The 25441-nt window shown below is 62.0% G+C and carries 24 protein-coding genes; all 24 read left to right on the top strand.

The features are described from left to right. Positions 1-2 precede the first annotated feature (2 nt). The 24 genes from F3J24_RS15995 (at position 3) to F3J24_RS15880 (ending at position 25402) form a co-directional block, all read left to right on the top strand. The gene (locus F3J24_RS15995) at positions 3-1061 is read left to right on the top strand and encodes an RluA family pseudouridine synthase (protein ID WP_167008384.1); all 1059 of its coding nucleotides are present in this window, start codon (positions 3-5) and stop codon (positions 1059-1061) included. Between the two features lie 99 nt (positions 1062-1160). Next, positions 1161-2312, top strand: a complete 1152-nt coding sequence (gene scpB / locus F3J24_RS15990; RefSeq protein ID WP_167008381.1) for an SMC-Scp complex subunit ScpB — start codon at positions 1161-1163, stop codon at positions 2310-2312. After that, positions 2309-3904 (top strand): pseudouridine synthase, encoded by a 1596-nt coding sequence (locus F3J24_RS15985; protein ID WP_167008378.1) that lies wholly within the window; start codon positions 2309-2311, stop codon positions 3902-3904. Before scpB ends, F3J24_RS15985 begins: the two co-directional genes overlap by 4 nt. Before the next feature lie 122 nt (positions 3905-4026). Beyond that, on the top strand, positions 4027-4452 hold the full coding sequence (gene ndk / locus F3J24_RS15980; protein WP_003053316.1) for a nucleoside-diphosphate kinase: 426 nt from the start codon (positions 4027-4029) through the stop codon (positions 4450-4452). Between the two features lie 130 nt (positions 4453-4582). Next, a complete protein-coding gene (gene rlmN, locus F3J24_RS15975; protein ID WP_167008374.1) occupies positions 4583-5704 on the top strand; it encodes a 23S rRNA (adenine(2503)-C(2))-methyltransferase RlmN in 1122 nt (373 codons plus the stop codon). Positions 5705-5729: 25 nt separating this feature from the next. Beyond that, positions 5730-6581, top strand: a complete 852-nt coding sequence (pilW, locus tag F3J24_RS15970; RefSeq protein WP_240154345.1) for a type IV pilus biogenesis/stability protein PilW — start codon at positions 5730-5732, stop codon at positions 6579-6581. Next, a complete protein-coding gene (locus F3J24_RS15965; protein WP_167008371.1) occupies positions 6574-7536 on the top strand; it encodes a helix-turn-helix domain-containing protein in 963 nt (320 codons plus the stop codon). The genes pilW and F3J24_RS15965 overlap by 8 nt, the downstream gene beginning before the upstream one ends. A 19-nt stretch (positions 7537-7555) precedes the next feature. Beyond that, positions 7556-8836 carry a flavodoxin-dependent (E)-4-hydroxy-3-methylbut-2-enyl-diphosphate synthase gene (gene ispG, locus F3J24_RS15960; RefSeq protein ID WP_167008368.1) on the top strand — a complete coding sequence of 427 codons (1281 nt, stop codon included), beginning with the start codon at positions 7556-7558 and terminating at the stop codon, positions 8834-8836. A 235-nt stretch (positions 8837-9071) separates the two neighbouring features. Continuing rightward, positions 9072-10340, top strand: coding sequence for a histidine--tRNA ligase (hisS, locus tag F3J24_RS15955; RefSeq protein ID WP_240154364.1), 1269 nt, complete (start codon positions 9072-9074; stop codon positions 10338-10340). A 49-nt stretch (positions 10341-10389) separates the two neighbouring features. Beyond that, on the top strand, positions 10390-11067 hold the full coding sequence (locus F3J24_RS15950) for a tetratricopeptide repeat protein (protein WP_167008362.1): 678 nt from the start codon (positions 10390-10392) through the stop codon (positions 11065-11067). Between the two features lie 2 nt (positions 11068-11069). Then, positions 11070-12245, top strand: a complete 1176-nt coding sequence (gene bamB / locus F3J24_RS15945) for an outer membrane protein assembly factor BamB (protein ID WP_167008357.1) — start codon at positions 11070-11072, stop codon at positions 12243-12245. Between the two features lie 15 nt (positions 12246-12260). Next, a complete protein-coding gene (gene der / locus F3J24_RS15940; protein WP_043008468.1) occupies positions 12261-13601 on the top strand; it encodes a ribosome biogenesis GTPase Der in 1341 nt (446 codons plus the stop codon). 104 nt (positions 13602-13705) lie between these two features. Beyond that, on the top strand, positions 13706-13960 hold the full coding sequence (gene hfq, locus F3J24_RS15935; RefSeq protein WP_003053328.1) for an RNA chaperone Hfq: 255 nt from the start codon (positions 13706-13708) through the stop codon (positions 13958-13960). 101 nt (positions 13961-14061) lie between these two features. Further along, positions 14062-15225, top strand: coding sequence for a GTPase HflX (gene hflX / locus F3J24_RS15930; protein WP_370527745.1), 1164 nt, complete (start codon positions 14062-14064; stop codon positions 15223-15225). Between the two features lie 71 nt (positions 15226-15296). After that, positions 15297-16688: an FtsH protease activity modulator HflK gene (hflK, locus tag F3J24_RS15925; RefSeq protein ID WP_167008351.1), complete on the top strand. Its 1392-nt coding sequence runs from the start codon at positions 15297-15299 to the stop codon at positions 16686-16688. Positions 16689-16699: 11 nt separating this feature from the next. Beyond that, positions 16700-17590 (top strand): protease modulator HflC, encoded by an 891-nt coding sequence (hflC, locus tag F3J24_RS15920; RefSeq protein WP_003053333.1) that lies wholly within the window; start codon positions 16700-16702, stop codon positions 17588-17590. 147 nt (positions 17591-17737) lie between these two features. Continuing rightward, a complete protein-coding gene (locus tag F3J24_RS15915) occupies positions 17738-17926 on the top strand; it encodes a DUF2065 family protein (RefSeq protein ID WP_167008348.1) in 189 nt (62 codons plus the stop codon). A gap of 93 nt (positions 17927-18019) precedes the next feature. Further along, positions 18020-19168: an ATP phosphoribosyltransferase regulatory subunit gene (locus tag F3J24_RS15910; protein ID WP_003053335.1), complete on the top strand. Its 1149-nt coding sequence runs from the start codon at positions 18020-18022 to the stop codon at positions 19166-19168. A gap of 37 nt (positions 19169-19205) precedes the next feature. Beyond that, positions 19206-20582 (top strand): adenylosuccinate synthase, encoded by a 1377-nt coding sequence (locus F3J24_RS15905; RefSeq protein ID WP_167008345.1) that lies wholly within the window; start codon positions 19206-19208, stop codon positions 20580-20582. Positions 20583-20622: 40 nt separating this feature from the next. Then, on the top strand, positions 20623-21147 hold the full coding sequence (locus F3J24_RS15900; protein WP_003053337.1) for a phosphoribosyltransferase: 525 nt from the start codon (positions 20623-20625) through the stop codon (positions 21145-21147). Between the two features lie 280 nt (positions 21148-21427). Beyond that, positions 21428-22609: a YncE family protein gene (locus F3J24_RS15895; protein WP_167008342.1), complete on the top strand. Its 1182-nt coding sequence runs from the start codon at positions 21428-21430 to the stop codon at positions 22607-22609. 70 nt (positions 22610-22679) lie between these two features. Then, complete coding sequence (locus tag F3J24_RS15890; protein ID WP_167008338.1) at positions 22680-23507, top strand: polysaccharide deacetylase family protein; 828 nt, start codon at positions 22680-22682, stop codon at positions 23505-23507. 21 nt (positions 23508-23528) lie between these two features. Beyond that, positions 23529-24509 carry a sterol desaturase family protein gene (locus F3J24_RS15885; protein ID WP_167008336.1) on the top strand — a complete coding sequence of 327 codons (981 nt, stop codon included), beginning with the start codon at positions 23529-23531 and terminating at the stop codon, positions 24507-24509. A gap of 14 nt (positions 24510-24523) precedes the next feature. After that, complete coding sequence (locus F3J24_RS15880) at positions 24524-25402, top strand: EI24 domain-containing protein (protein ID WP_167009333.1); 879 nt, start codon at positions 24524-24526, stop codon at positions 25400-25402. Positions 25403-25441 lie beyond the last annotated feature (39 nt).

The following is a 25441-nucleotide window of genomic DNA, read 5'->3' as shown; positions in this document are numbered from 1 at the left end:
GCATGGCCTCGCAACGTAAGCAAGCCACACAAGCCCCTGCCCCGCAGGGGCTTGTGTCTTCTGACACGGTCGAGCAGAGCTGGGACGAAGCAGCCGAAGACGGCATTGCCTCGGCCGAGGTCGAGAACCGCGAACTCACGGTCGCTGCCGAGCATCATGGTCAGCGTGTGGACAAGGTGCTGGCGCTGGGGGTGTCCGAGTTCTCGCGCAGCTATCTGCAGCAGTTGCTGGCCGACGGTGCGGTCACGCTCAACGGCAAGGCTCTGCTTAAGCCTTCGGTCAAGGTGGCCGTGGGTGACCGCCTGCGCGTTGAAATGCGGCCCACCCAGCAGAGTATGGCCTTTCAGCCCGAGGCCATGGATCTGCAGGTGGTCTATGAGGACGAGGATCTGCTGGTCATCAACAAGCCTGCGGGTCTGGTGGTGCATCCGGCGCCCGGCAACTGGACGGGCACACTGCTCAACGGCCTGCTGGCGCGTGACGAAAAAGCGCGTCAGGTGCCGCGTGCCGGCATTGTTCATCGGCTGGACAAGGACACGAGCGGCTTGATGGTGGTGGCGCGCAATCGCAGCACCATGGATGCGCTCATCAAGATGATTGCTGCACGTGAGGTAAGCCGCCAGTATCTGGCGCTTGCCCACAAGCAATGGGGCAGCCGCAAGCGCCGCGAGGTCGATGCGCCGATTGGACGCGACCCGCGCAACCGCCTGCGCATGGCTGTGGTGGATCTGAATCTGCATCCCGGCAAGCAGGCGCGTACCGACTTCGATCTGCTCGATGGTGATGCAGCTCACAGCCTGGTGCGCTGCACGCTGCACACCGGTCGCACGCACCAGATCCGGGTGCACATGGCTTCGCTCGGCCATCCGCTGATAGCCGATACGTTGTATGGCGGTCAGCCCGAGGGGGGGCTGGAGCGCCAGGCGCTGCATGCCTTCAGGCTGGCCTTCGAGCACCCTGTGACGAAAAAGCCGCTGGTCCACTATGCGCCGCTGCCACAAGACATGGCCGGTGCACTGGATTTATGGGGTCTGCGTTACAATCCGCCGGAAAGCCTCTGACCATCACTCGCATGGCATCTTTGGGGCGCTTCCCTCTCTTCTTAGAATCAGGCGTCCCACCGCAGTCGGTGCGACAGCCGCTCCCGAAACGCTGCGCCCATGAATACGGTAGATGCCAAGCGGGTTCTTGAAACAGCATTGATTTGTGCCCCACAGCCTGTGACGCTGCGGGAATTGCGCTCACTTTTTGATGATGTGCTGGGCTCGGACACGGTTAAGGATTTGCTGCTGGACCTGCAAAAGGACTGGGCCCTCAAGGGCGTGGAACTGGTGCAGGTGGCTTCTGGCTGGCGTTTTCAGAGCCGGCCCGAGATGCGCGTCTACCTGGACAAGCTTCATCCCGAGAAGCCGCCCAAGTACACGCGGGCGACGCTGGAGACTCTGGCCATCATTGCCTACCGTCAGCCGGTCACGCGGGGTGATATCGAGGATATTCGCGGCGTGACCGTCAACAGCCTGATCATCAAGCAGCTGGAAGACCGAGGCTGGATCGAGGTCATCGGTCACCGTGAAACCGTGGGGCGGCCAGCTCTGTTTGCCACCACGCGCCAGTTTCTCGATGATCTGGGTCTGCAGTCGCTGGACCAGCTGCCGATGCTGGAGGAAACCCAGGCTCAGCAAAGTCTGTTCAAGGCGCTGGATGGGGATGAGGGCGAACCAGCCGCTGTGCCGGAGGCCGGTGCCGAGGAGGTCAAGCTCCAGGAGGGCGTGGAGGCCGCAGAGTCGGCAGATGCCCTAACAGAGTCCGACGCGGCGGAGAGTGAGATCCTGCGGGCCCCGGATGAGGAAGATGGCGCGCAGGAACTGCCGGATACAGATGCCGACCCCGAGGCGCAAGCGCCTGCCGCGCCTGTGTCGGAGCTTCAGCCCGAGGCTGATGCGCCAGATTTGGAGTCATATCCGGACCAGACGCAGGTTGACATTGCGCAAGCTGCTACTGAAGAGATAGCAAGTGAGTTGCCGGATTCGGAGCTAGGGCCGAGCGAAGAACCTCCGTCCGTGAGCAAGCCCAAGGCGGCCAGGCCCGCCAGGACTGCCAAGGCGGCAGAGCCGGAGCCCAAACCGGCTGCCAAGAAAGCCGGACGTACCGAGTGGGTGGGCCTGAAGGCGTTTCTCGAGGATGACTACGGCAGCGACGACGAGGCCGAGGACGCAAATACGAAAGCGCGGGTCGACGATACCGTCGGGGCGGCAGAACAACGAATTGTGGAGGGTGACGATGGCGTCACCCCCGAAGGAAAACTGGAATGAACAACGAGACATCGAACCCGATGCCCGAGTCCGCAGCCGCTTCGTCCGAAGCCGAGCCGGTCAAGAAGACTCGCAAGCCCCGCGCAGCCAAGGCCGATGGTGCCAAGGATGCCGCCGAGGCCAAGAAGCCCGCTGCACCGCGCAAGCGTGCTGGCGTCAAGAAGGACGCTGCTGGCGAGGCCAAGCCAGCGCGCAAGCGCGTGACGAAGCCGCGTGCCGAAGAAGCCGTGGCTGTCGAGGAGCTGGTTCAGACCGTGGTCGAGCAAGAGCTGCAGTCCCAGGAGCAAGACCAGGACCACGGCCATGACGCAGCGGATGCCGTTGTTGCCGAAGTGGCTGTGCAGAGCGTTGCCGCTCCTCATGGGTCCAAGGGACGCAAGGGGCAGAGCATCGACTTTGCCGATGTGATCTCGGGCGACTTCGACGACGAGGAAGAGAACGGCAGCGCCATGCCTGCCAAGCGCGTGCTTGCGCCCCAGGTTGATTCTCCCAAGCTGCACAAGGTGCTGGCCCAGGCCGGCATGGGTTCACGTCTGGAGATGGAGCAACTGATCCTGGAAGGACGCATCTCGGTCAACAACGAGCCTGCCCACGTCGGCCAGCGCATTCAATTCGGCGACATCGTCAAGGTCAACGGCCAGCCCATCCGCTTCCGTATCGACCCGCCGCCCGCACGCGTGATTGCCTATCACAAGCCAGTGGGCGAAGTGGTGACGCATGACGATCCGCAGAACCGCCCCACGGTGTTCCGCAAGCTGCCCAAGCTGCAGCATGGCAAGTGGCAGTCGGTGGGTCGCCTGGACCTGAACACCGAAGGCCTGCTGCTGTTCACCAGCTCGGGCGAGCTGGCGAACTCGCTGATGCACCCCCGCTTCGGTCTGGAGCGTGAATACGCGGCCCGCGTGCTGGGCGCGCTGAGCAAGGAAGAAAAGCAGCGTCTGCTGGACGGCGTGCAGCTCGAAGACGGCGAAGCCAGCTTTGGTGCCGTGGAAGATGGCGGTGGCGAAGGTGCCAACTGCTGGTACCGCGTGACCATCTCCGAGGGCCGCAACCGCGAAGTGCGTCGCATGTTCGAGGCCGTGGGCCATGCCGTCAGCCGTCTGATCCGCATTCGCTATGGCGCCATGATGCTGCCGCGCGGTCTCAAGCGCGGTGCCTGGGTGGAACTCGATCAGGCTGATATCCAGGCGCTGATGTCGGCAGCGGGCGTCAAGGAGCGTGCTCCCGTCGAGCGCAACAACAGTGGCGCCCGCGGTGCCAACAACCGCGGCGGCCGCAACAACCGCAGCGGTGGTCGCGGCAATGGCATGAATGCCGATCGCGCACCCCAGGGTCGTCGTGAAGGCGGTGGTCAGCGCCGTGGCGAGTGGGACGGCAATCGTCCGGCACCTAGCGGCATGCTGGGTGACAACCCACGCAACAAGTCCGGCGGCCGCTCCGGTGGCTCGGGTCGCTCGCAGGGGGGCGGTCAGCCCGACCCCATGCGCACCTCGGTGGGCTATATCGGCAGCGACAGCCTGTCGCGTGCCCGTCAGAACGCCAAGCGCCGCCCTGGTGGCGGTGGTGGTGGTGGTCGCCGCGGCGGCCGCTAAAAAGGTGTCCGTAAGGATTTGAGTGCTGTCTGGACTTCAAGGTCTATGGCGGCACCGCTAAAATCAACTGTTTTGCTTTTTCGGCAAAAACCCATAGTAACCCTGATTAGGAAATAATCATCATGGCTATCGAACGTACCCTCTCCATCATCAAGCCCGACGCAGTTGCCAAGAACGTGATCGGCCAAATCTACGCCCGCTTCGAAGCTGCTGGCCTGAAGATCGTGGCTGCCAAGCTGGTGCACCTGTCGCGCGGCGAAGCCGAGCAGTTCTACGCTGTGCACGCTGCCCGTCCTTTCTTCAAGGATCTGGTGGACTTCATGGTCTCCGGCCCCGTGATGATTCAAGCTCTGGAAGGCGAGAACGCCATCCTGAAGAACCGTGAATTGATGGGCGCCACCGACCCCAAGAAGGCCGAGAAGGGCACCATCCGCGCCGACTTCGCCGACAGCATCGACGCCAACGCCGTGCACGGCTCCGACGCTGCTGAAACCGCTGCTGTGGAAGTTGCCTTCTTCTTCCCCGGCATGAACGTGTACTCGCGTTAATCCACGCTAGCTTTACAGCATGCTCTCGCTGACGCCAGCGCTTCGCCTGGGCGAAGCCGGTGTCAGCACTTGAAGATGCTGGCCACGGCGTGGCAAACACCGTTCGCAAGACGCCTCGCCACATGCCGATATGACTACTAATTTGCTTGATTTTGACCTCGAAGGACTGACCGCTTATTGCGAGCAGCTCGGGGAGAAGCGTTTCCGTGCGACGCAGCTGTTCCGCTGGATTCACCAGCGTGGCGCATCCGATTTTGACCAGATGACCGATCTGGCCAAGTCCCTGCGCGAAAAGCTCAAGAGCCGGGCCCATATCACTGCGCTGCCCGTGGTGACCGAGCATGTCTCGGCCGATGGCACCGTGAAATGGCTGTTCGATGTGGGTGACGGCAATGCCGTCGAATCCGTTTTCATTCCTGAGGACGACCGTGGCACGCTGTGTGTCTCGTCCCAGGCTGGTTGCGCCGTGGGCTGCCGCTTTTGCTCGACGGGGCATCAGGGCTTCAGCCGCAACCTCGATACTGGCGAAATCCTCGCCCAGCTCTGGTATGCCGAGCATTCGCTGCGCAAGCGGTTCGGTACCGAAGATCGCATCATCTCCAACGTGGTGATGATGGGCATGGGCGAGCCGCTGCAGAATTACAGTGCGCTGGTGCCTGCCTTGCGCGTGATGCTGGACGACCATGGCTACGGCCTGTCGCGCCGCCGCGTGACGGTGTCCACCTCCGGTGTGGTGCCCATGATGGACCGCCTGTCGCAGGACTGCGCCGTGGCGCTGGCCGTTTCCCTGCATGCGCCCAACGATCCGCTGCGCGACAACCTTGTGCCGCTGAACAAGAAATACCCGATTGCCGAGCTGCTGGATGCCTGCGAGCGCTATCTGGAGTTTGCACCGCGCGACTTCATCACCTTTGAATATTGCATGCTCGACGGCGTTAACGATCAGCCGGAGCATGCGCGTCAGCTGATAGAGTTGGTGCGCGTGCGCGGCGACGGCAAGAGCTGGTGCAAGTTCAATCTGATTCCGTTTAATCCCTTCCCGGCCTCGGGGCTGCTGCGCTCGTCTGCGGCGCGCGTGACCGAATTTGCCGCCATGCTCAGCAATGCCGGCATCGTGACCACGGTGCGCAAGACCCGCGGCGACGATATCGACGCGGCCTGCGGTCAGCTGGCTGGTGACGTCAAGGATAGAACCCGCGCTGCCGAGCGTATGGCCAAGCAGCGCACCATCCCGCTCAAGCAGGTGTCTTGACGGAGCTTTGAATAAAGGACAATCAATGAGGGCAGTGGCACAGCGACCGGTTTGGCGACATTGGGGCCTGTTGGCCCGGTGGGGGGTACCGGTTGCGGTCGCGGCACTTGTGGGCTGTACCTCGACGACGACGACCACCACTTCCTCTACGTCCGTTCCCCAGGCTTCCGTGGTCAGCACGGGCGCAACCCAGGTCGCAGATGCCAATCGCCGTGCGCAGATCCGTCTGGAACTGGCAGCCAACTACTTTCAGGCCGGGCGCCTGGACGTGGCCATGGATGAGGTGGGCCAGGCCTTGGCTGCCAAGCCCGATTACGCCGATGCGTACGGTCTGCTGGGCCTGATCCTCATGCAGAACCAGGACTGGGCACAGGCCGAGGTCGCCATGCGCAAGGCCGTGGACCTTAATCCGCGCGACGGCAACCAGATTCACAATTACGGCTGGATGCAATGTCAGCAAAAGCATTTTGATGTAGCCCAGCAATGGTTTGACAGGGCCTTGCAGGCGCCGGGCTATCGCGAGCAGCCCAAGACCCTGCTGGCCAAGGGTATGTGCTACCAGCAGGCAGGCCAGCTGGAGCAGGCCTACCAGAACATGTTCCGCGCCTACGAGATGGATGTGGGCAACGCCGCTACGGGCTACAACCTGGCGAATGTGCTCTGGCTCAAGGGTGATCTGAAAAAAGCGCAGTTCTACATCCGGCGCTTGAATAACAATAGCAACCAGGCCAGTGCAGAAAGCCTCTGGCTGGGAATCAAAATAGACAGGGCATTGCACGACGACATTGGAGCGCGTCAACAGGCCGATCAGCTGCGCGAGCGTTTTCCTCAATCGCGTCAGTGGCTGGCCTATGAGCGCGGAGCTTTCAATGAGTGAGGATGCGGTGGAAGAGGAAACTATGCAAAGCGAAGAGCAGGCGCCAACTCCGGCACAGACCACGGCGGGGGCCTTGTTGCGTCAGGCGCGGGAAGCGGCCCGCATGCAGCTGCCCGTGATGGCGGCAACATTGAAGGTGCCGCAGCGCAAGCTGGAGGCGCTGGAGGCTGATGACTACGCGGCCTTTCCCGATCATGTGTTCATGCGTGCCCTGGCCATGGGCATGTGCCGGACTTTGCATATCGAGGCCGAACCGGTGCTGGCCCTGCTGCCGCGCACCGAGATCAAAAGCCTGGCCAACACGGGGCCCGGCATCAACGAAGCCGTGAAGGTGCGCAGCAGCTTCAAGGTCACGGGGACATCGCTGGACTCAGGCAACAGCAGCTCGCGCAAGATTGCGGCAGGTGTGCTGATTCTGCTGGCGGCAGCGGCTGCCGTGTACTTTGTTCCCTTTCATCAGGTGATTGACGGCGCCGATACGGCAGACGTCCAGGCCCAGATGCCCGCGCAGGCGGAGTCTGGCGAGGCGGCCGTGATGGGCGCTCCTGTGACGGAGCCTGCGGCCCAGGCCGAGGAGACTGCTCAAGGCGGATCGGCCGCGACAGCGGCTGCGTCGACCGAGTCCGCGACGGCTGCTGCGGCTGCCGGAGCTGCCCCTGCTGCCGCGCCCCAGGCAGCCACACCGGCCGCCGAGGCAGCCACGCCCGCAACCGGCGCTGGCGGTCTGCTGGTGCTGAAGGTGAATGCCGGCCAGTCCTGGGTCAAAGTCAAGGACGCGGCCGGCAAGGTGGTGCTGGAAAAGACCCTGTCCAAGGATGAATCTGCGACTGCCGAAGGCCAGTTGCCCCTGTCGGTGATTGTGGGCAATGCCAAGGGCACGCAGGTGACGGTACGTGGCGAACCCTTCGATATCTCGAGCACACGCGACAATGTGGCTCGCTTCGAGGTGAAGTAACCGTTCGAGGTAAACAAGAGTGCAAGATTCTCAAAGTTCGCAGCAGCTCAGCCAGGCGATAGCCATCGCCAGCCCGCTGCCGCGCAAATCGCGCCAGGCCCGTGTGGTGTGGCGCAACAACGTGGTCACCGTGGGGGGCGATGCGCCCGTGCGCGTGCAGTCCATGACCAATACCGACACCGTGGATGCGGTGGAGACTGCCATCCAGGTGCGTCAGCTGGCCCAGGCCGGCTCGGAGATGGTGCGCATTACGGTGAACACGCCCGAGGCGGCAGCAGCCGTGCCCTATATTCGCGAGCAGCTCGACCGCATGGGCGAGTATGTGCCGCTGGTTGGCGACTTCCACTACAACGGCCACCGTCTGCTGACCGACTATCCCGATTGCGCCCAGGCGCTGTCCAAGTACCGCATCAACCCCGGCAACGTGGGCAAGGGCGACAAGAAGGACAAGCAGTTCGGACAGATGATCGAGATCGCCGCCAAGTACGACAAGGCGGTGCGCATCGGCGTGAACTGGGGCTCGCTTGACCAGGAAATCATGGCCGAGCTGATGGACCAGAACAGCAAGCGTGCTCAGCCCTGGGAAACGCGTCAGGTCATGTACGAGGCACTGATTACCTCGGCCATCACCTCGGCTGAGCTGGCCAAGAGCATGGGGCTGAACCCCGACAACATCATCCTGTCCTGCAAGGTCAGCGGTGTGCAGGATCTGATCTCGGTCTACCGCGAGCTGGCGCGCCGCTGCGACTATGCGCTGCATCTGGGGCTGACCGAGGCCGGCATGGGCACCAAGGGCACGGTGGCATCCACTGCTGCGCTGTCGGTGCTGCTGCAGGAGGGCATTGGCGACACGATTCGCGTCTCGCTCACGCCCCAGCCCGGTGAAGCACGCACGCAGGAGGTCGTGGTGGCCTCTGAAATTCTGCAGGCCCTGGGTCTGCGCGTGTTCGTGCCCAGCGTCACCGCCTGCCCGGGCTGTGGCCGCACCACCAGCACCACCTTCCAGGAACTGGCCAAGAAGATCGACGATTTCCTGCGTGGTGAAATGCCGGTCTGGCGTACCCAGTTCCCCGGCGTGGAAGCCATGAAGGTGGCGGTGATGGGTTGCATCGTCAACGGCCCCGGCGAGAGCAAGCATGCCGATATCGGCATCAGCCTGCCCGGCAATGGCGAAGCGCCTGCGGCGCCGGTGTTCATCGATGGCGAGAAAGCCTTGACGCTGCGTGGCGAACATATCGCCGAGGAGTTCCAGACTCTGGTGCTGGAATATGTGCAGCGCCGCTACGGCCAGAAGGCCTGAGCGGCTCAGACGCTCGCAGCGTCCCGTCATGCGGGTGGTGATTGCGCTTGCTGGCACAATGCCGGCGAGCCAGTACTTTGGAATTGATAGCTGCTTGCGCACTATCTATATGGATTTGAATTAGGTTTCTAGTTAAAAGGCATAGTTGCCAAGCGCAATGTGCTCTTGTTTTGCTAGTAGCCCAAGTGTGAGATTTCACGTGGCCAAGAACGAAAAACTGACTGCCGTCAAAGGCATGAACGACATCCTCCCTCCCGACTCGGCGCGTTGGGAATGGTTTGAAGCCAAGGTGCGCGATCTGATGGGGCGCTTTGCCTACCGCAATATCCGCACGCCCATCGTCGAGCCCACGGCCTTGTTTGTGCGCGGCCTGGGCGAGGTGACCGATATCGTCGAGAAGGAGATGTACTCCTTCGAAGACAAGCTCAACGGCGAGCACCTGACCCTGCGCCCCGAAGGCACGGCCGGCGTGGTGCGCTCGGTGGTGGAAAACAATCTGCTGTACGAAGGCGGCAAGCGCCTGTTCTACATCGGCCAGATGTTCCGCCACGAACGTCCCCAGCGCGGCCGCTATCGCCAGTTCCATCAGGTCGGTGTGGAAGCCATGGGCTTTGCCGGTCCCGAGCTGGATGCCGAGGTGATCCTGCTGGCTGCGCAGCTATGGAAGGAGCTGGGCATCGAAGGCGTGCGCCTGGAGCTCAACAGCCTGGGACAGCCCGAGGAACGCAAGGCGCATCGCGCGGCCCTGATTGCCTATTTCGAGCAGCACACCGAGGTGATGGACGAAGAGGCCAAGCGCCGCATGTACAGCAACCCGCTGCGCGTGCTGGATACCAAGAATCCGGCCATGCAGGACATGGTCAACGCAGCGCCCAAGCTGATGGACTACCTGGGTGATGCCTCCAAGGCGCATCTGAAGGCCGTGCAGGACATTCTGGATGCCAACGATGTGGCCTGGAGCCTGAACCCTCGCCTGGTGCGCGGCATGGACTACTACAACCTCACGGTGTTTGAGTTCATTACCGACAAGCTGGGCTCGCAAGGCACCATCTGCGGCGGCGGTCGCTACGACTACCTGATCGAGGAAATCGGCGGCAAGCCCGCACCGGCCGTGGGCTGGGGCATGGGTGTCGAGCGCGTGCTCGAAGTGCTCAAGGAGGTGGGTGCCGAGATTCCTCAGCCCGCAGCCGATGTCTACGCCATCATTCCCGACGCCTCGGCGCTGCCCCAGGTCTTCAAGACCGTGCAGCAGTTGCGCGCCGCCGGTGTGGCGGTGCAGATGCACGCAGCCGCAGGCGGCTCTGCCGAAGGCATGGGCTCGATGAAGTCCCAGTTCAAGAAGGCTGATGGCTCGGGTGCACGCTTCGCCCTGATCTTCGGCGCCGACGAGCTGGCACAGGGCAAGGTGACCGTGAAGTCGCTGCGCGACGGCGAAGGCCAGCAGCTGCAGCAAGCTTTGGCGGACGTGGCCCTGTGGGCCGGCAGCCTAAAATCGGCGGTTTGATTTTCCGCTTCCCGTTTTCTGACCAGCGTTCCACTCAATCTAAGTAGCCATGGCAAACCATCTCGATCTTGAAGAACAAGAGCAAATTGAGCAGCTCAAGCATTTCTGGAATTCCTGGGGGACTCTGATCACCAGCGTGCTGGTCGTGGTCTTTCTCGGACTGGCTGGCTGGAACGGCTGGCAGTACTGGCAAAAGCGTCAGGCGACTCAGGCCTCGGCCCTGGAATTCGCGGTGGACGAAGCCCTGACTGCCAAGGATGCAGCCCGTGCCGACCAGGCCTTCAGCGAGCTGCGTGACAAGTACGCGGGCACTGCGCAGGCCGCCCAGACGGCTTTGCTGATGGCCAAGGCCTCGGTGGATGCCGGCAAGTTCGATGACGCCAAGGCGCAACTGAGCTGGGTGGCGGAGAAGGGTGACGAAGGCTTCAAGGCCCTGGCCCGCATTCGCCTGTCTTCGGTGCTGGAGCAGCAGAAAAGCTATGACGAAGGCCTGAAGGTGCTGGAAGCTTCCATGCCCGAGTCCTACGCCGGTCTGCAGGCCGACCGCCGCGGCGATCTGTATGGCGCGCTGGGCAAGCCGGCCGAGGCGATTGCCCAGTACCAGGCAGCCTACAAGGCACTGGATAAGGATCTGGACTACCGCCACCTGGTGGAATTCAAGCTGAACGCGCTGGGTGCGGCTCCTGAAACCGCAACCCTGGTCAAGACAACGCCGTCGGAGAAATAATCTTGAAGACTTTTGCCCATCAAGTGAAGTCCGCTGCTCCCGCAGCGCAATCCGCAGCCCGTGTGCTGGTGCTGACCGCAGTGGCCGCGTCGTTGGCTGCCTGCTCCATGTTTGGCGGCAAGGACAAGCCCAAGCCACAGGATCTGGGACCCAACCCCGCCAAGATCGCAGTGCACCAGGCCTGGACCGCCAAGCTGGGCGGTGAAGTGCCTCTGGCCATGCCTGCGCTGGTGCAGGGCAATACCGTCACCGTGGTCACCAAGGACGGCAGCGTCACCACGCTGGACGGCAATACCGGCAGCCAGCTGGGCAAGTTCAGTGCGGGCGAGCCGCTGACCACCGGTGTGGGCAGCGACGGCCAGCGCACGGCGGTAGTCACGCGCAGCAACCAGCTCATGGTGTTTGCCGAAGGCAAGCAGCTGTGGAAGAACAATCTGAACGCCGCCGTCTACACGCCGCCCCTGGTGGCCGGTGGGCGTGTGTTCGTGATGGCCGCTGACCGCTCGCTGGCGGCCTTCGATGCCAACACCGGTCGTGAGCTGTGGTCTGTCGAAGGCCCCAGCAATGAACCGCTTATTCTGCGTCAGCCCGGCGTTTTGCAGGCCGTTGGTAATAATCTGGTGGTGGGCGTATCCGGACGTCTGGCCGGTGTCGATCCCGACAATGGCTCGGTGCGCTGGATGGCGCCTCTGGCCGCACCGCGCGGCACGAACGATGTGGAGCGACTGGTGGACCTGGTTGGTCCCGTCAGCCGTGTGGACAGCAGCGTCTGTGCACGTGCCTTCCAGGCCTCGGTGGGTTGCGTGGATGTGAGCACGGCCAATGTGCGCTGGACGCAGACCTCCAAGGGCAGCGATGGCGTGGCCGGTGACGAGCAGGCCGTGTTCGGCGCCGAAAGCAATGGCACGGTACAGGCATGGAATCGTGCAGACGGTCAGCGTCTGTGGTCCATCGACAAACTGCAGTACCGCAAGCTGACGGCACCTCTGGTGCTGGGCCGCTCCGTGGTGCTGGCCGATGATTTGGGGACGGTGCATATGCTCTCGCGTGAAGACGGCTCTGCACTGGCCCGTTTGGAAACTGACAAGGCAGGAGTTGCCACTTCCCCGGTTGTTGCCGCCAATACTCTGGTGGTCGTCAGCCGAAGCGGAACTGTGTATGGCTTCAAGCCGGATTGATAGGTTGTTTTTGGAATGAAGCCAGTTATTGCCCTGGTAGGGCGCCCGAATGTGGGCAAGTCGACGCTGTTCAATCGACTCACGAAGTCGAGGGATGCCATCGTCGCCGACTTTGCTGGACTGACGCGTGACCGCCATTACGGCCAGGGCCGTCAGGGCAAGCATGAGTACATCGTCATCGATACGGGCGGCTTCGAGCCGGACGCATCGCGCGGCATCTTCAAGGAGATGGCCAAGCAGACCCAGCAAGCCGTGGCGGAAGCCGATGTCGTGATCTTCGTGCTGGATGCGCGTGCCGGTCTGTCCGGTCAGGATCACGAGATCGGCAACTACCTGCGCCGTCTGGGCAAGCCCACCATGCTGGTGGCCAACAAGGCCGAAGGCATGAAGGATGGTGCGCAGCTGTCCGAATTCTATGAGCTGGGCCTTGGCGAGGTTGTGCCCGTGTCTGCAGCCCACGGTCAGGGTGTGCGCAGCCTGGTCGATGCGGCCCTGGGGCTGCTGAACCTGCCCGAGCCCGAAGAGGAAACTTTTGGCGAGGAAGACCAGAAGCCCGTGCGTCTGGCGGTGGCTGGCCGTCCCAACGCCGGCAAGTCCACGCTGATCAACACCTGGCTGGGTGAAGAGCGCCTGGTGGCTTTCGACATGCCCGGCACCACGCGCGATGCCATCACCGTGCCTTTCGAGCGCAACGGCCAGAAGTTCGAGTTGATCGACACCGCCGGTCTGCGTCGCAAGGGCAAGGTGTTTGAAGCCATCGAGAAGTTCTCGGTGGTCAAGACGCTGCAGGCCATCGAAGGCGCCAACGTGGTGCTGCTGCTGATCGATGCCACGCAGGGCGTGACCGACCAGGACGCGCATATCGCAGGCTATATCCTGGAGAGCGGCCGCTCTGTGGTGCTGGCCATCAACAAATGGGATGCTGTCGATGACTATCAGCGCCAGATGCTGGAGCGTTCCATCGAGACACGCCTGTCCTTCCTGAAGTTTGCACCGCTGCACTTCATCTCGGCACAGAAGCGCCAGGGTCTCGAGCCGCTGTGGAAATCCATCATCCAGGCTCATCGTGCAGCCACCTGCAAGATGCCTACGCCGGTGCTGACACGTATCCTGATGGAGTCGATCCAGTTCCAGACGCCCAAAAAGGTGGGGGCCTATCGCCCCAAGATGCGCTACGCCCACCAGGGCGGCATGAACCCGCCCATCATCGTGATCCATGGCAACTCGCTGGAGCTGGTCACTGATGCCTACAAGCGTTTCCTGGAAGGTCGTTTCCGCAAGGAATTCAATTTGATCGGCACCCCGTTGCGCATCGACTTGAAAACCTCCCATAATCCTTACGCCGACAAGGATTAATAGCAGTCTGCTTGCGCCTAGGGAAAACCCTTTTTCACTGTTTTCCCCGGGCCCTGTGGTAATGTGTCGGTTTACAACAACACTCTTCGAACACGGAGAATATCGTGAGCAATAAAGGTCAACTCCTCCAAGATCCGTTCCTGAACGCACTGCGTCGTGAACATGTGCCCGTTTCCATCTACCTGGTCAACGGCATCAAGCTGCAGGGCCAAATCGAGTCGTTCGACCAATACGTGGTGCTTCTGCGCAACACCGTGACCCAGATGGTTTACAAGCACGCCATCTCCACCATCGTTCCCGGCCGTGCCGTGAACTTCTCGGCCGCTACACCGGCTGACAACGACGCCCCCGCTGCCTAAGCTTTCTTGCGTCAACGCCCGCCGGCCAGCCCGGCGCGGCTATTACCCTACGGGACAGGTATTTGAGTTCTGAATCCTTTGAACGTTCCGCGTCTGCGCCAGTGCTGCTGGTGGGCGTGGATTTTGGTGTTCCCCATTTCGATGACGAGCTGGAAGAGCTGGGCTTGCTGGCCCAGACCGCTGGCTTGCAGCCCGTGGCGCGCTTGACCTGCAAGCGCAAAGCCCCCGATCCCGCGCTGTTCGTGGGCAGCGGCAAGGCGGACGAGATCCGCATGCTGGCCCAGATGCATGGAGCCAAGGAAGTCTGGTTCGACCAGGCCCTGAGCCCGGCGCAGCAGCGCAATCTGGAGCGCCATATCCAGATGCCGGTCAACGACCGGACCATGCTGATTCTCGAAATCTTTGCCCAGCGTGCACGCAGCCATGAAGGCAAGCTTCAGGTGGAGCTGGCTCGTCTGCAGTACATCAGCACGCGCCTGGTGCGTCGCTGGAGCCACCTGGAGCGTCAGGCCGGCGGTATTGGTGGCCGTGGTGGCCCCGGTGAAAAGCAGATCGAGCTGGACCGCCGCATGATTGACGATGCCATCAAGCGCACCAAGGAGCGCCTGAAAAAAGTCAAGAAGCAGCGTTCCACGCAAAGGCGCCAGCGCTCGCGTCGCGAAGTTTTCAATATTTCCCTGGTCGGCTATACCAATGCCGGCAAATCCACGCTGTTCAATGCCATGGTGAAGGCTCGCGCCTATGCCGCGGATCAGCTGTTTGCCACGCTGGATACGACCACCCGGCAGATGTACCTCACGGAGGCCGAGGAATCGGTTTCCCTGTCGGATACCGTCGGTTTTATTCGTGACTTGCCGCACGGTCTGGTGGATGCCTTCCAGGCCACCTTGCAGGAGGCGATTGACGCCGATCTGCTGCTGCATGTCGTGGATGCATCGAACCCCGGATTCCCGGAACAAATACAACAAGTCCAAAAAGTTCTGGGTGAAATCGGGGCCGATGATGTGCCCCAGATTCTGGTTTTCAACAAGCTGGATGCCATTGAGCCCGAGCGTCAGCCTGCCGTGCTGCAGGATATGTATGAGCTCGATGGCGTGCCGGTGCCACGTGTGTTTGTCAGTGCTCGCTCGGGGCAGGGGCTTGCGCAGCTGCGGCAGATGTTGGCTGACCGGGTCTTGCAGGTACGTGAAGAGGCGGCACGCGAAGAAGTCGAGGGGCAGGACGATACGTACTGGATGTCCCCTGATGACGACGCGCAATACTAGGGGCTTGCGCCCCTATTGGGCACAATGCTTGCCATGGTCCATGTCTTTTTGAAAACACAGAGACGTCTCGCATGAATTTTTCACAACGCGTCCATCGCCTGGCGATGCTGCCGCAACGCATTCGCGGGATGTTCAATTTGAACGATCCGCGCTGGGGTCGTGGCGACAACAACAACGAAGATAGCTCCAAGCCGGACAGCTCGGCACCTGAAGGGGAGCGTCCTCCGATGCCGCCGGCACCCGAGCAGCGTCCCCGTCCTTCCTCTTCCCAGCAAGGCCAGCCGCCTGATCTGGAAGAGGTGTGGCGCGACCTCAATCGCAAACTTTCCGGTCTGTTCGGCGGCGGCTCCGGCAATGGCCGCGGCGTGCCTCCGAGCCGCAGCGGCGGCCAGCCTGGCGAGCCTTTCAATCCCGGCAAGGGCATTTTCCTGATCGCCGGCGTGGCCGTGCTGATCTGGCTGGGTACGGGCTTCTTCATCGTGCAGGAAGGCCAGCAGGCCGTCATCACGCAGTTCGGCAAGTACAAGGGTACCGTGGGCGCCGGCTTCAACTGGCGTCTGCCTTATCCCATCCAGAAGCATGAGCTGGTCTACGTTTCGCAGATTCGCTCTGCCGAGGTGGGTAGCGACAATATCGTGCGTGGCACGGGTCTGCGTGCATCGGCCATGCTGACCGAGGACGAGAACATCGTCGAGATCAAGTTTGCCGTGCAGTACCGCCTGAGCAATGCGCGCGACTGGCTGTTCGAGAGCCGCAACCCTTCCGAGGCTGTGGTTCAGGTGGCGGAGTCCGCCGTGCGCGAAGTCGTCGGCAAGATGAAGATGGATGCAGCTCTGTCTGAAGAGCGCGACCAGATTGCCCCACGCGTGCGCGATCTGATGCAGACCATTCTGGATCGCTACCAGATTGGTGTTGAGGTGGTGGGCATCAATATGCAGCAGGGCGGCGTGCGTCCGCCCGAGCAGGTGCAGGCCTCGTTCGACGATGTGCTCAAGGCTGGTCAGGAGCGCGAACGCGCCAAGAACGAAGCCCAGGCCTATGCCAACGATGTGGTGCCGCGTGCAGCGGGTGCTGCAGCGCGTCTGGGTGAAGAGGCTGCGGCCTACAAGTCCAAGATTGTGGCCCAGGCTCAGGGTGATGCAGGGCGCTTCAGCTCGCTGTATTCCGAATACCAGAAGGCTCCTCAGGTCACGCGTGATCGCCTCTACATCGATGCGATGCAGCAGGTCTATACCAACGTGACCAAGGTTCTGGTGGAGTCGCGTCAGGGCTCCAATCTGCTGTATCTGCCACTGGACAAGATCATGCAGAACGTGACCGGCGGCGCAGCTGCTCCTGCTGCGTCGGGTGATGCAGCTGCCGGGGGCGCCGCTTCGGCTCCAGCCAACGTACGTGTAGTTCCCAATCCCGCCGGTGACGCCCGCAGCCGCGATGCGCGCAGCCGTGACCGTGACGCACGCTAGGAGAGAATGCAGTGAATCGAATCGGATTTTTTGTCACCAGCATTCTCGTGGTGCTGGCCTTGCTGAGTTCCACACTGTTCGTGGTGGATCAGCGTCAGTTCGGTGTGGTCTATGCGCTGGGGCAGATCAAGGAAGTGATCACCGAGCCAGGACTTAACTTCAAGCTGCCGCCTCCGCTGCAGAACGTGCGCTATATCGACAAGCGTCTGCTGACGCTCGACAGCACCGATACCGAGCCCATGCTTACCGCCGAGAAGCAGCGCGTGGTCATTGACTGGTATGTGCGCTGGCGCATCTCCGAGCCCTCGGAATACATCCGTAACGTGGGTTTGGATGAATCTGCCGGAGCCATGCAGCTCAACCGCGTGGTGCGCAATGCCTTCCAGGAAGAGATCAATCGCCGCACCGTGCGCGAGCTGCTGTCTTCCAAGCGCGAAGGGTTGATGACCGATGTCAAGCGTGAAGTTCTGGAAACCGTGCGTGGCTCCAAGCCCTGGGGCGTGGACATCGTCGATGTGCGTATCACCCGCGTGGACTACGCCGAGACCATCACCGAGTCCGTCTACCGTCGTATGGAGGCCGAGCGCAAGCGCGTGGCCAACGAACTGCGCTCCACGGGCGCCGCCGAAGGCGAGAAGATCCGCGCCGAGGCCGATCGTCAGCGCGACGTCATCATTGCCAATGCTTACCGCGATGCCCAGAAGGTCAAGGGTGAGGGCGATGCCGAAGCTGCACGAGTCTATGCAGAATCCTTTGGCAAGGACCCGCAGTTTGCGCAGTTCTATCGCAGCCTGGACGCTTACAAGGAGAGCTTCTCCAAGAAGAGCGACGTAATGGTGCTTGACCCGTCGCAAAGCGACTTCTTCAAGACCTACCGCAATGGCGGTGCCGCTGGCAAATAAGCCCAGGCTTGCGCAAGTTCGGATCAAGCATGGTTTTCTGTCGATAGCCATGCCTGTTGCGCCTCCTCTTTTGCGCAAGTTCCGATAGCTTTGACAACGACAAAAGCAATGGCCCCTCGAGGGCCATTGCCTATTGGGGAGATGGCAATGGATTGGCTGGAGACACTGGGCCTGGCGCTGGCCCTGCTGCTGGTGCTGGAAGGCTTGCTGCCGCTGCTCGCGCCCGGGTTGTGGCGGCAACTGTTTACCCAACTGATGCAGCTCAGGGATGGGCAGCTGCGCTTTTGCGGACTGCTCTGTATCGCAGCAGGCGCCATCATGCTGATGCTGCTATGAATACTGCCGATACTGGCTAGGCCTTAGCGGTCAAATTGGGCAGGGCTGGCAAAGCCGGTAGAATCGCATTTTTAACAGCCTCCCCATTTCTCCATGTCTGCTTGGGTCCTACCGGATCACATTGCCGATGTTTTGCCCTCAGAGGCACGGCACATCGAAGAATTGCGTCGAGGATTGCTCGATACTGCGCGCAGCTATGGCTATGAACTTGTCATGCCACCCATGCTGGAGTATCTGGAGTCCTTGCTGACGGGTACAGGCGAAGCTCTTGCCCTTCAAACCTCCAAACTGATTGACCAGCTCTCCGGTCGCACCATGGGTCTGCGCGCCGACATGACGCAGCAGGTGGCCCGTATCGATGCGCATCTGCTCAATCGCAAGGGCGTGACCCGTCTGTGCTACTGCGGCCCCGTCGTCCATGCACGCCCCGATCGCCCGCGTGCCACGCGTGAGCCGTTCCAGTTCGGTGCCGAACTCTATGGCCACGAAGGCCTGGAGGCCGACCTCGAAGCCCTGCATCTGGCCCTGGACTGCCTCAAGGGCGCTGGCGTCAAGGACGTCATCGTGGATCTGGCCGACGTGCGCATCGTGCGCAGCCTGCTGGCTGGCGTGATGGTCGACGAGCAGGTGCTGCGAGGCGTGCACGCGGCCCTGGCCTCCAAGGACGCAACCGAGCTGGCCCAGCTGACCCGCGATTTCCCCGAGGCCTCGCGTGAAGGTCTGATGGCGCTGCTGCAGCTGTACGGCGGCATGGAAGTGCTCGATCAGGCTGAAAAGCTGCTGGATCGCACTGCCGGCGTGCGCAATGTGCTGTCTCATCTGCGCTGGCTGGTGCAGCGACTCGATGGCGTCAAGGTCAGTTTCGACCTGGCCGATCTGCGTGGCTACTCCTACTACAGCGGTACGCGCTTTGCCATCTATGTGCCCGGCGGCAGCGATGCGCTGGTGCGCGGTGGCCGTTACGACGAAGTCGGTGCAGTGTTCGGGCGCAACCGTCCCGCTGCCGGCTTCAGTCTTGATATCAAACAACTGGTGGCTGTCGTGCCCGAGCGTCCGCTCAAGGCTGCCATTCGCGCTCCCTGGGGCGATGACGTGCAAGTGGCTGCCGCCATTGCCGCATTGCGCCAGCAGGGCGAGACGGTGGTCTGCGTGCTGCCAGGGCATGAAAGCGAAGTGGACGAGTTCCACTGCGACCGTGAGCTTGCCAATGTTGGCGGGCAATGGGTCGTGCAAGCCATTTAAGGCATTTGACTAATTCTTCGATTTATCGGATTGGAATATGAATACATCCAAAGGTCGCAATGTGGTCGTCGTCGGCACCCAGTGGGGTGATGAGGGCAAGGGCAAGCTGGTCGACTGGCTGACCGAAAGCGCCAACGGCGTCGTGCGTTTCCAGGGCGGCCACAACGCGGGTCACACACTGGTCATCAACGGCGTGAAGACGGCTCTGCACCTGATTCCCAGCGGCATCATGCGCCCTGGCGTGAAGTGCTACATCGGCAACGGTGTGGTGCTCTCCGTGGGCAAGCTGTTTGAGGAAATCGAAGGCCTGGAGAAGGCCGGCGTGCAAGTGCGTGACCGCCTGCGCGTGTCCGAAGCCTGCCCGCTGATCCTGCCTTTCCACCAGGCTCTGGACGTGGCCCGTGAAGCGGCCCGTGAAAAGGGTGGCGTGCAGAAGATCGGCACCACCGGCAAGGGGATCGGCCCTTCCTACGAGGACAAGATCGCCCGCCGCGCCCTGCGCGTGCAGGATCTGAAGCACCCCGAGCGCTTCGCCACCAAGCTGCGCGAGCTGCTGAGCCTGCACAACCACATTCTGGTGAATGTGCTGGGTTCCAAGAACTTCGACTTCGGCGCCGGCCTGGCTCCCTACATGAAGGACGGCGAAGTGCAGTTCGACGCCGTGTACGAAGAAGCCATGCGTCATGCCGAGCTGCTCAAGCCCATGATTGCCGATGTCTCGCGCGAGCTCAACGCGGTGCACGCCGAAGGCGGCAACCTGCTGTTCGAAGGCGCGCAAGGCACGCTGCTGGACGTGGATCACGGCACCTACCCCTATGTCACATCGTCCAACTGCGTGGCTGGCAATGCCGCCGCAGGCGCGGGCGTGGGCCCTGGTCTGCTGCACTACATCCTGGGCATCACCAAGGCCTACTGCACCCGTGTGGGCGGCGGTCCTTTCCCTACCGAGCTGGAATGGGAAAAGGAAGGCACTCCCGGCTGGGTCATGTCCACTGTGGGCGCCGAGAAGGGCGTGACTACCGGCCGTTCGCGTCGCTGCGGCTGGTTTGATGCTGCGCTGCTCAAGCGTTCGGCCCAGATCAATGGTCTGTCCGGCCTGTGCATCACCAAGCTGGACGTGCTCGACGGCATCGAAGAGCTGCAACTGTGCGTGGGCTACGAGCTGGACGGCGAGACGATCGACCTGCTGCCTCTGGGTGCGGACGATATCGAGCGCTGCAAGCCGATCTACGAATCCATTCCCGGCTGGACCGACTCCACCGTGGGTGTGACCGAGTATGACAAGCTGCCCGTGAATGCCCGCCGCTATCTGGACCGTATCGCCGAAGTGACCGGTGTGCCCATCGCCATGGTGTCCACCAGCCCCGACCGCGATCACACCATCCTGATGCACAACCCGTACAGCGCCGCCTGATCGGGCTGGGTTTTACTGAACTTTCAAAGGAACTGTGCCCATGCTGACAGAAGACGGTAAGCACCTGTATGTGAGCTACGACGAGTACCACGGTCTCATCGAAAAGCTCGCCATCAAGATCCACCAGTCTGGCTGGGAATTCGACACCATCCTGTGCCTGGCACGCGGTGGTCTGCGTCCCGGCGACATCCTGAGCCGCATTTTCGACAAGCCCCTGGCCATCATGTCCACCAGCTCCTACCGCGCCGAAGCCGGCACGGTGCAGGGCCATCTGGACATCGGTCGTTTCATCGCCACGCCCAAGGGCGATATTTCCGGCCGCGTGCTGCTGGTGGACGATCTGGCGGACTCGGGAGCCACGCTCAAGGCCGTGATCGCCATGCTCAAGACCAACTACGCGCCCATTACGGAGCTGCGCAGCGCCGTGATCTGGACCAAGGGCGTGTCGACCTTCGAGCCCGACTACTCGGTGGACTTCCTGGGCACTAATCCCTGGATTCACCAGCCTTTCGAAGGCTATGACACGCTGAATCCCGAAAAGCTGGCGGAGAAGTGGAAGGTCTGAGGACCCTGCACCAATGTTGGCAAAGGAGCCCCGCTTGGGGCTCCTTTTTTTATAGAGCAGTGATGTTCATCAATAGATGAGCGTCATGCGCCTTTATTCCAACGATTTCAGGCTTATTTAGAGCTGTATCGTAAGAAAATCACGCGCTAACTGCTCCTGTTTTGAATTCTTGTCATGATGCGGCCTGCGCCGGTCAGGCAAGGTTCGCGTGGCATTTCAACAAGCTTTGTAAACCAGAAGGCTTGTGCTGGCAGCGGCTGCATTGGCGCAGCTACACTGCATGGATTCTGAGAAGGTGGTGGTTGTGGGACGTCTTTCTATTGGGCGCACTGGCGCTGCTGTGGCATTGGTCGTGGGCGTGGGCGCCGCGGCATGGTTGGGGGCTTCGGCATTGCCCGGTTTCAAGTCTGCCAAGGCAGCCGCACCGGCGGCCGCTGTCGCTGCTGCGGTCGCTCCAACAGCCGCGCCCGCAGCGCCGCCTGCAACCAGCGCTGCGCCTGCGTTGCCTGCTGCCGTCAAGCCGGCACAGGCAGCGCGTGCCGTGCAAGGCCCCACGCCCATCTTTGTGCTGAACTCCCTGGATGCATCCATTAGCGTGATTGATCCGGTCAGTTGGAAGGAGCAGTCGCGCATTCCCACGGGCAAGGAGCCTCATCACCTGTACCTGACGCCGGACGAGAGGTCGCTGGTGGTGGCCAATGCACTGGGCGATTCACTGACCCTGGTGGATCCGCGCACGGGTGCCGTGCAGCGCGTGATCCGCGACATCGTGGACCCGTACCATCTGCGCTTTTCGCCGGACATGAAGTGGTTCGTCACGGCAGCCAACCGCCTCAACCACATCGATTTTTACCGCTGGGACGCGGCCACGCAGACGCCGACCCTGGTCAAGCGTGTCTCCACCGGCAAGACGCCCAGCCATCTGTTCATCGACGCGCAGAGCAAGACGCTGTACTCCACCATGCAGGACAGCGATGCCCTGGTGGCCATCGATATCGTCACCCAGACCATCAAGGCTCGCGTGCCCACCGGCCCCATGCCTGCGGACGTCTACGGCAGCCCTGACGGCAAGAAGCTGTTTGTCGGCCTGACCGGCGGCGATGGCGTCGAGGTGTTCGACATCACCGGCGCCGAGCCCCGCAGCCTGGGCCAGATCAAGACGGCTGCCGGTGCACACGCCTTCCGCGCTGCCGGCGACGATCGCCACCTGTACGTGAGCAACCGCGTGGCCAATACCATCAGCAAGATCGATATGGTCAGCAGCCAGGTCGTAGCCAACTACCCGGCACCGGGCGGCCCGGACTGCATGGATGTTTCGGCCGACGGTCGCTATATCTTTGTGGCCTCGCGCTGGGCACGCAAGCTGTCGGTGATCGACACGGTAGAGAAGAAGGTGGTCAATCAGGTCAATGTGGGCAAGTCGCCCCACGGGGTCTGGACGCTGTCCCACGCTGCGCGTTGAAGCGCTTGTTCCGGTCGCATCGGAGTGGCCGGGACGCCCGGTTTCGTGTTGACCACCTCAAGGAGGGTGGATGCAAAGACGTTGTTTCATGCTCGGCTCGCTGGCCGGCGGCTTGTTTGCCGTTCCTGCCTTCGCTGCCGAAGCTTCAAAAAAGATATCTTCAGGTACATGCTCCAAGGCGGTTTACCTGACTTTTGATACTGGGCACATGGGCATAGCCCAGTGGGTCGCCCAGGTGCTGCAAAAGCACAAGGTTCCCGTCACCTTCTTTGCGGCCAATGAGGCCACGAAAGAGGGGGGCAGCAGTCTGGGCGACTTCTGGGCGCCGTGGTGGAAGGCGCGTGCCGACGAAGGGCACCAGCTCGCGTCCCATACCTTTGACCATATGTACTGGCTGGCCGATATTCGCGACAAGGCCAGCGGGCAGGTCACGCATTTCAGGGTCAGGCCTTCGGCCGGTCCCAAGGCTGGTCAGACCTATGTGGTGTCCGCTGATGAGTATCGGCAGGAGATTGCACGCTCCGCCCAGCGGCTGACCCAGATCACGGGCCGCAAGACCTTGCCGCTCTATCGTGCACCGGGTGGCAAGACATCGCCAGCGTTGATTGCTGCGGCCCGGCAGGGCGGCTTTCAGCATGTGGGCTGGGCGCCCGCAGGCTTTCTGGGTGACGAGCTACCCAGCGACAAATATCCGAATGAACGCTTGCTGGCCCAGGCACTCAAAAACATAGGCAGCGGCGATATCTTGCTGGCGCACCTCGGGATCTGGTCGCGTCAGGACCCATGGGCTCCGGCGGTGCTGGAGCCCTTGATTCTGGGTTTGCTGGACAGGGGTTTTTGCTTCCGTACGCTGGCCGAGCACCCGGTGTATCAGGGCTGGATCGCGCAGCAGCGCTGAGTGCTGCAAGAGGAGTGAGTCGTGGATTGGTTGGTACAGATGTTTGGAGAGGCGCAGCAACGCTTGTTTGAAGGCGTGGTGCAGCCTTTTCTGTTTCATTTCGGCATGGCGAATCTGCTGGAGGATGGCTATACCGCCACGGGCTGGCTGCTGGTGGGCTTGCTGCAGATTGCCGTCATGGTCGCAGTGATCGTGCCGCTGCAGCGCTGGAGGCCGGCCGAGCCCGTGGTCGACCGTCAGGCGATTCGTGTGGACATCCTCTATACGCTGATTCATCGGCTGGGACTTTTCCGGCTGGCCTTGTTCTTCACGACAGAGCCGCTGTGGAATTCGCTCATGGGTCAGCTCCATGTCTGGGGCTTGCCTGGCTTTCACCTTGACGACATCTGGCCGGGCGTGACGGACAATGCCTGGGTCAGCCTGCTGATGTATTTGGTCGTCTTCGATCTGGTCGAGTACTGGATTCATCGCGGCCAGCACGGCTTTACCTGGTGGTGGAAGCTGCACGCCGTGCACCACTCACAGCGCCAGATGACAGTGTGGAGCGACAACCGCAATCACCTGCTCGACGACGTGATCCATGACGCCATCATCGTGCTGGTGGCGCAGCTGATCGGCGTGGCTCCCGGGCAGTTCGTGGCCATCGTGGCTCTGACACAGCTCAGCGAGAGCTTTCAGCACGCCAATGTGCGCATCTGGTTTGGCCAGCTGGGGGAGCGCCTGTGGATCAGCCCGCGCTTTCATCGCCGCCATCACGCCATTGGTATCGGTCACGAGCCGATGGCGCCGGTGCGCAACAAAAAGGTCCACGGCAACAACTTTGGCGTGCTCCTGCCCTGGTGGGACATGCTGTTCGGCACGGCCAATTTCGATCTGCGCTATGACCCCACGGGCATTCGCGATCAGGTGCAGGCCAATGCGAAAGGGCAGCTGCGCGACTATGGCCGCGGCTTCTGGGCGCAACAGTGGCTGGCTGTCCTACGACTGATGGGTCGCGCATAAGCCAATCCTTGAGTATGCTTGCCAGCATGAGCTTGCTACTCGACTCTTTTTGGCGTGCCTTGGCGTATTGCCTGCATAAGCGGGTCATTGTCTGGTCACTCTTGCCGCTGCTGGCCATGGCCTTGATGGCCTGGCTTCTGGGCTACTTCTTCTGGGCCGATGCGGTCCTCAAGGTGCAAAGCCTGCTGGATGGGGTGGGCTGGCTGCACTCCCTGTGGCTGTGGCTGCAGGAGCGTGGCGTGGGCTATGCCTCGGAGGTGGTGGCGTCCATGTTTGTGGTGCTGGGGGCCATGCCGGTTCTCGTGGTGCTGGTTTTGCTGCTGGTGGGCCTGTTCATGGCGCCCGTGCTGACGCAACTGGTGGCCGAGAAGCGCTTTGCCGGGCTGGAGAAAAAGCATGGCGGCTCCACCGTCGCCAGCCTGCTCTGGTCGGGCGGCTCCACGCTGATTGCGCTGCTGGCCCTTTTCGTCACCCTGCCGCTATGGGTGTTTCCGCCGCTGATGCTGGTGGTCGCGCCCTTGATCTGGGGTTGGCTCACTTACCGGGTCATGGCGTTTGATGCCTTGTCCGAGCATGCCAGCAAAGATGAGCGCCGGGCACTGTTTGCCCGTCACCGCATGTCGCTCATTCTCATGGGGGTAATCTGCGGCTATCTGGGCGCTGCGCCCGGTGTGGTCTGGATTTCCGGGCTGCTGTTTCTGGCTGCTTTCTGGATTCTGGTGCCTATTGCCATCTGGATCTATGCGCTGGTATTTGCCTTTTCTGCGCTGTGGTTCGCTCACTTCTGTCTGGCGGCGCTGGAACAGATGAGGGCGCAGACCATGCCGAGTACTGCCGATCCCCAGGTGCCGTTCGCGCCTGGTGCAGATGATGCCGCTTCGGTTGCTCGCTGAGAGCACTTGCCGCCGGGCGAATCGTGCCCATGCACCAAA

This window comes from Comamonas sp. Tr-654 (assembly GCF_011752915.1).
In the GTDB taxonomy this organism is placed as follows: Bacteria; Pseudomonadota; Gammaproteobacteria; order Burkholderiales; family Burkholderiaceae_C; genus Comamonas.
The sequence above is the reverse complement of the archived record's forward strand: the minus strand, read 5'-3'. Positions and strand labels throughout refer to the sequence as shown.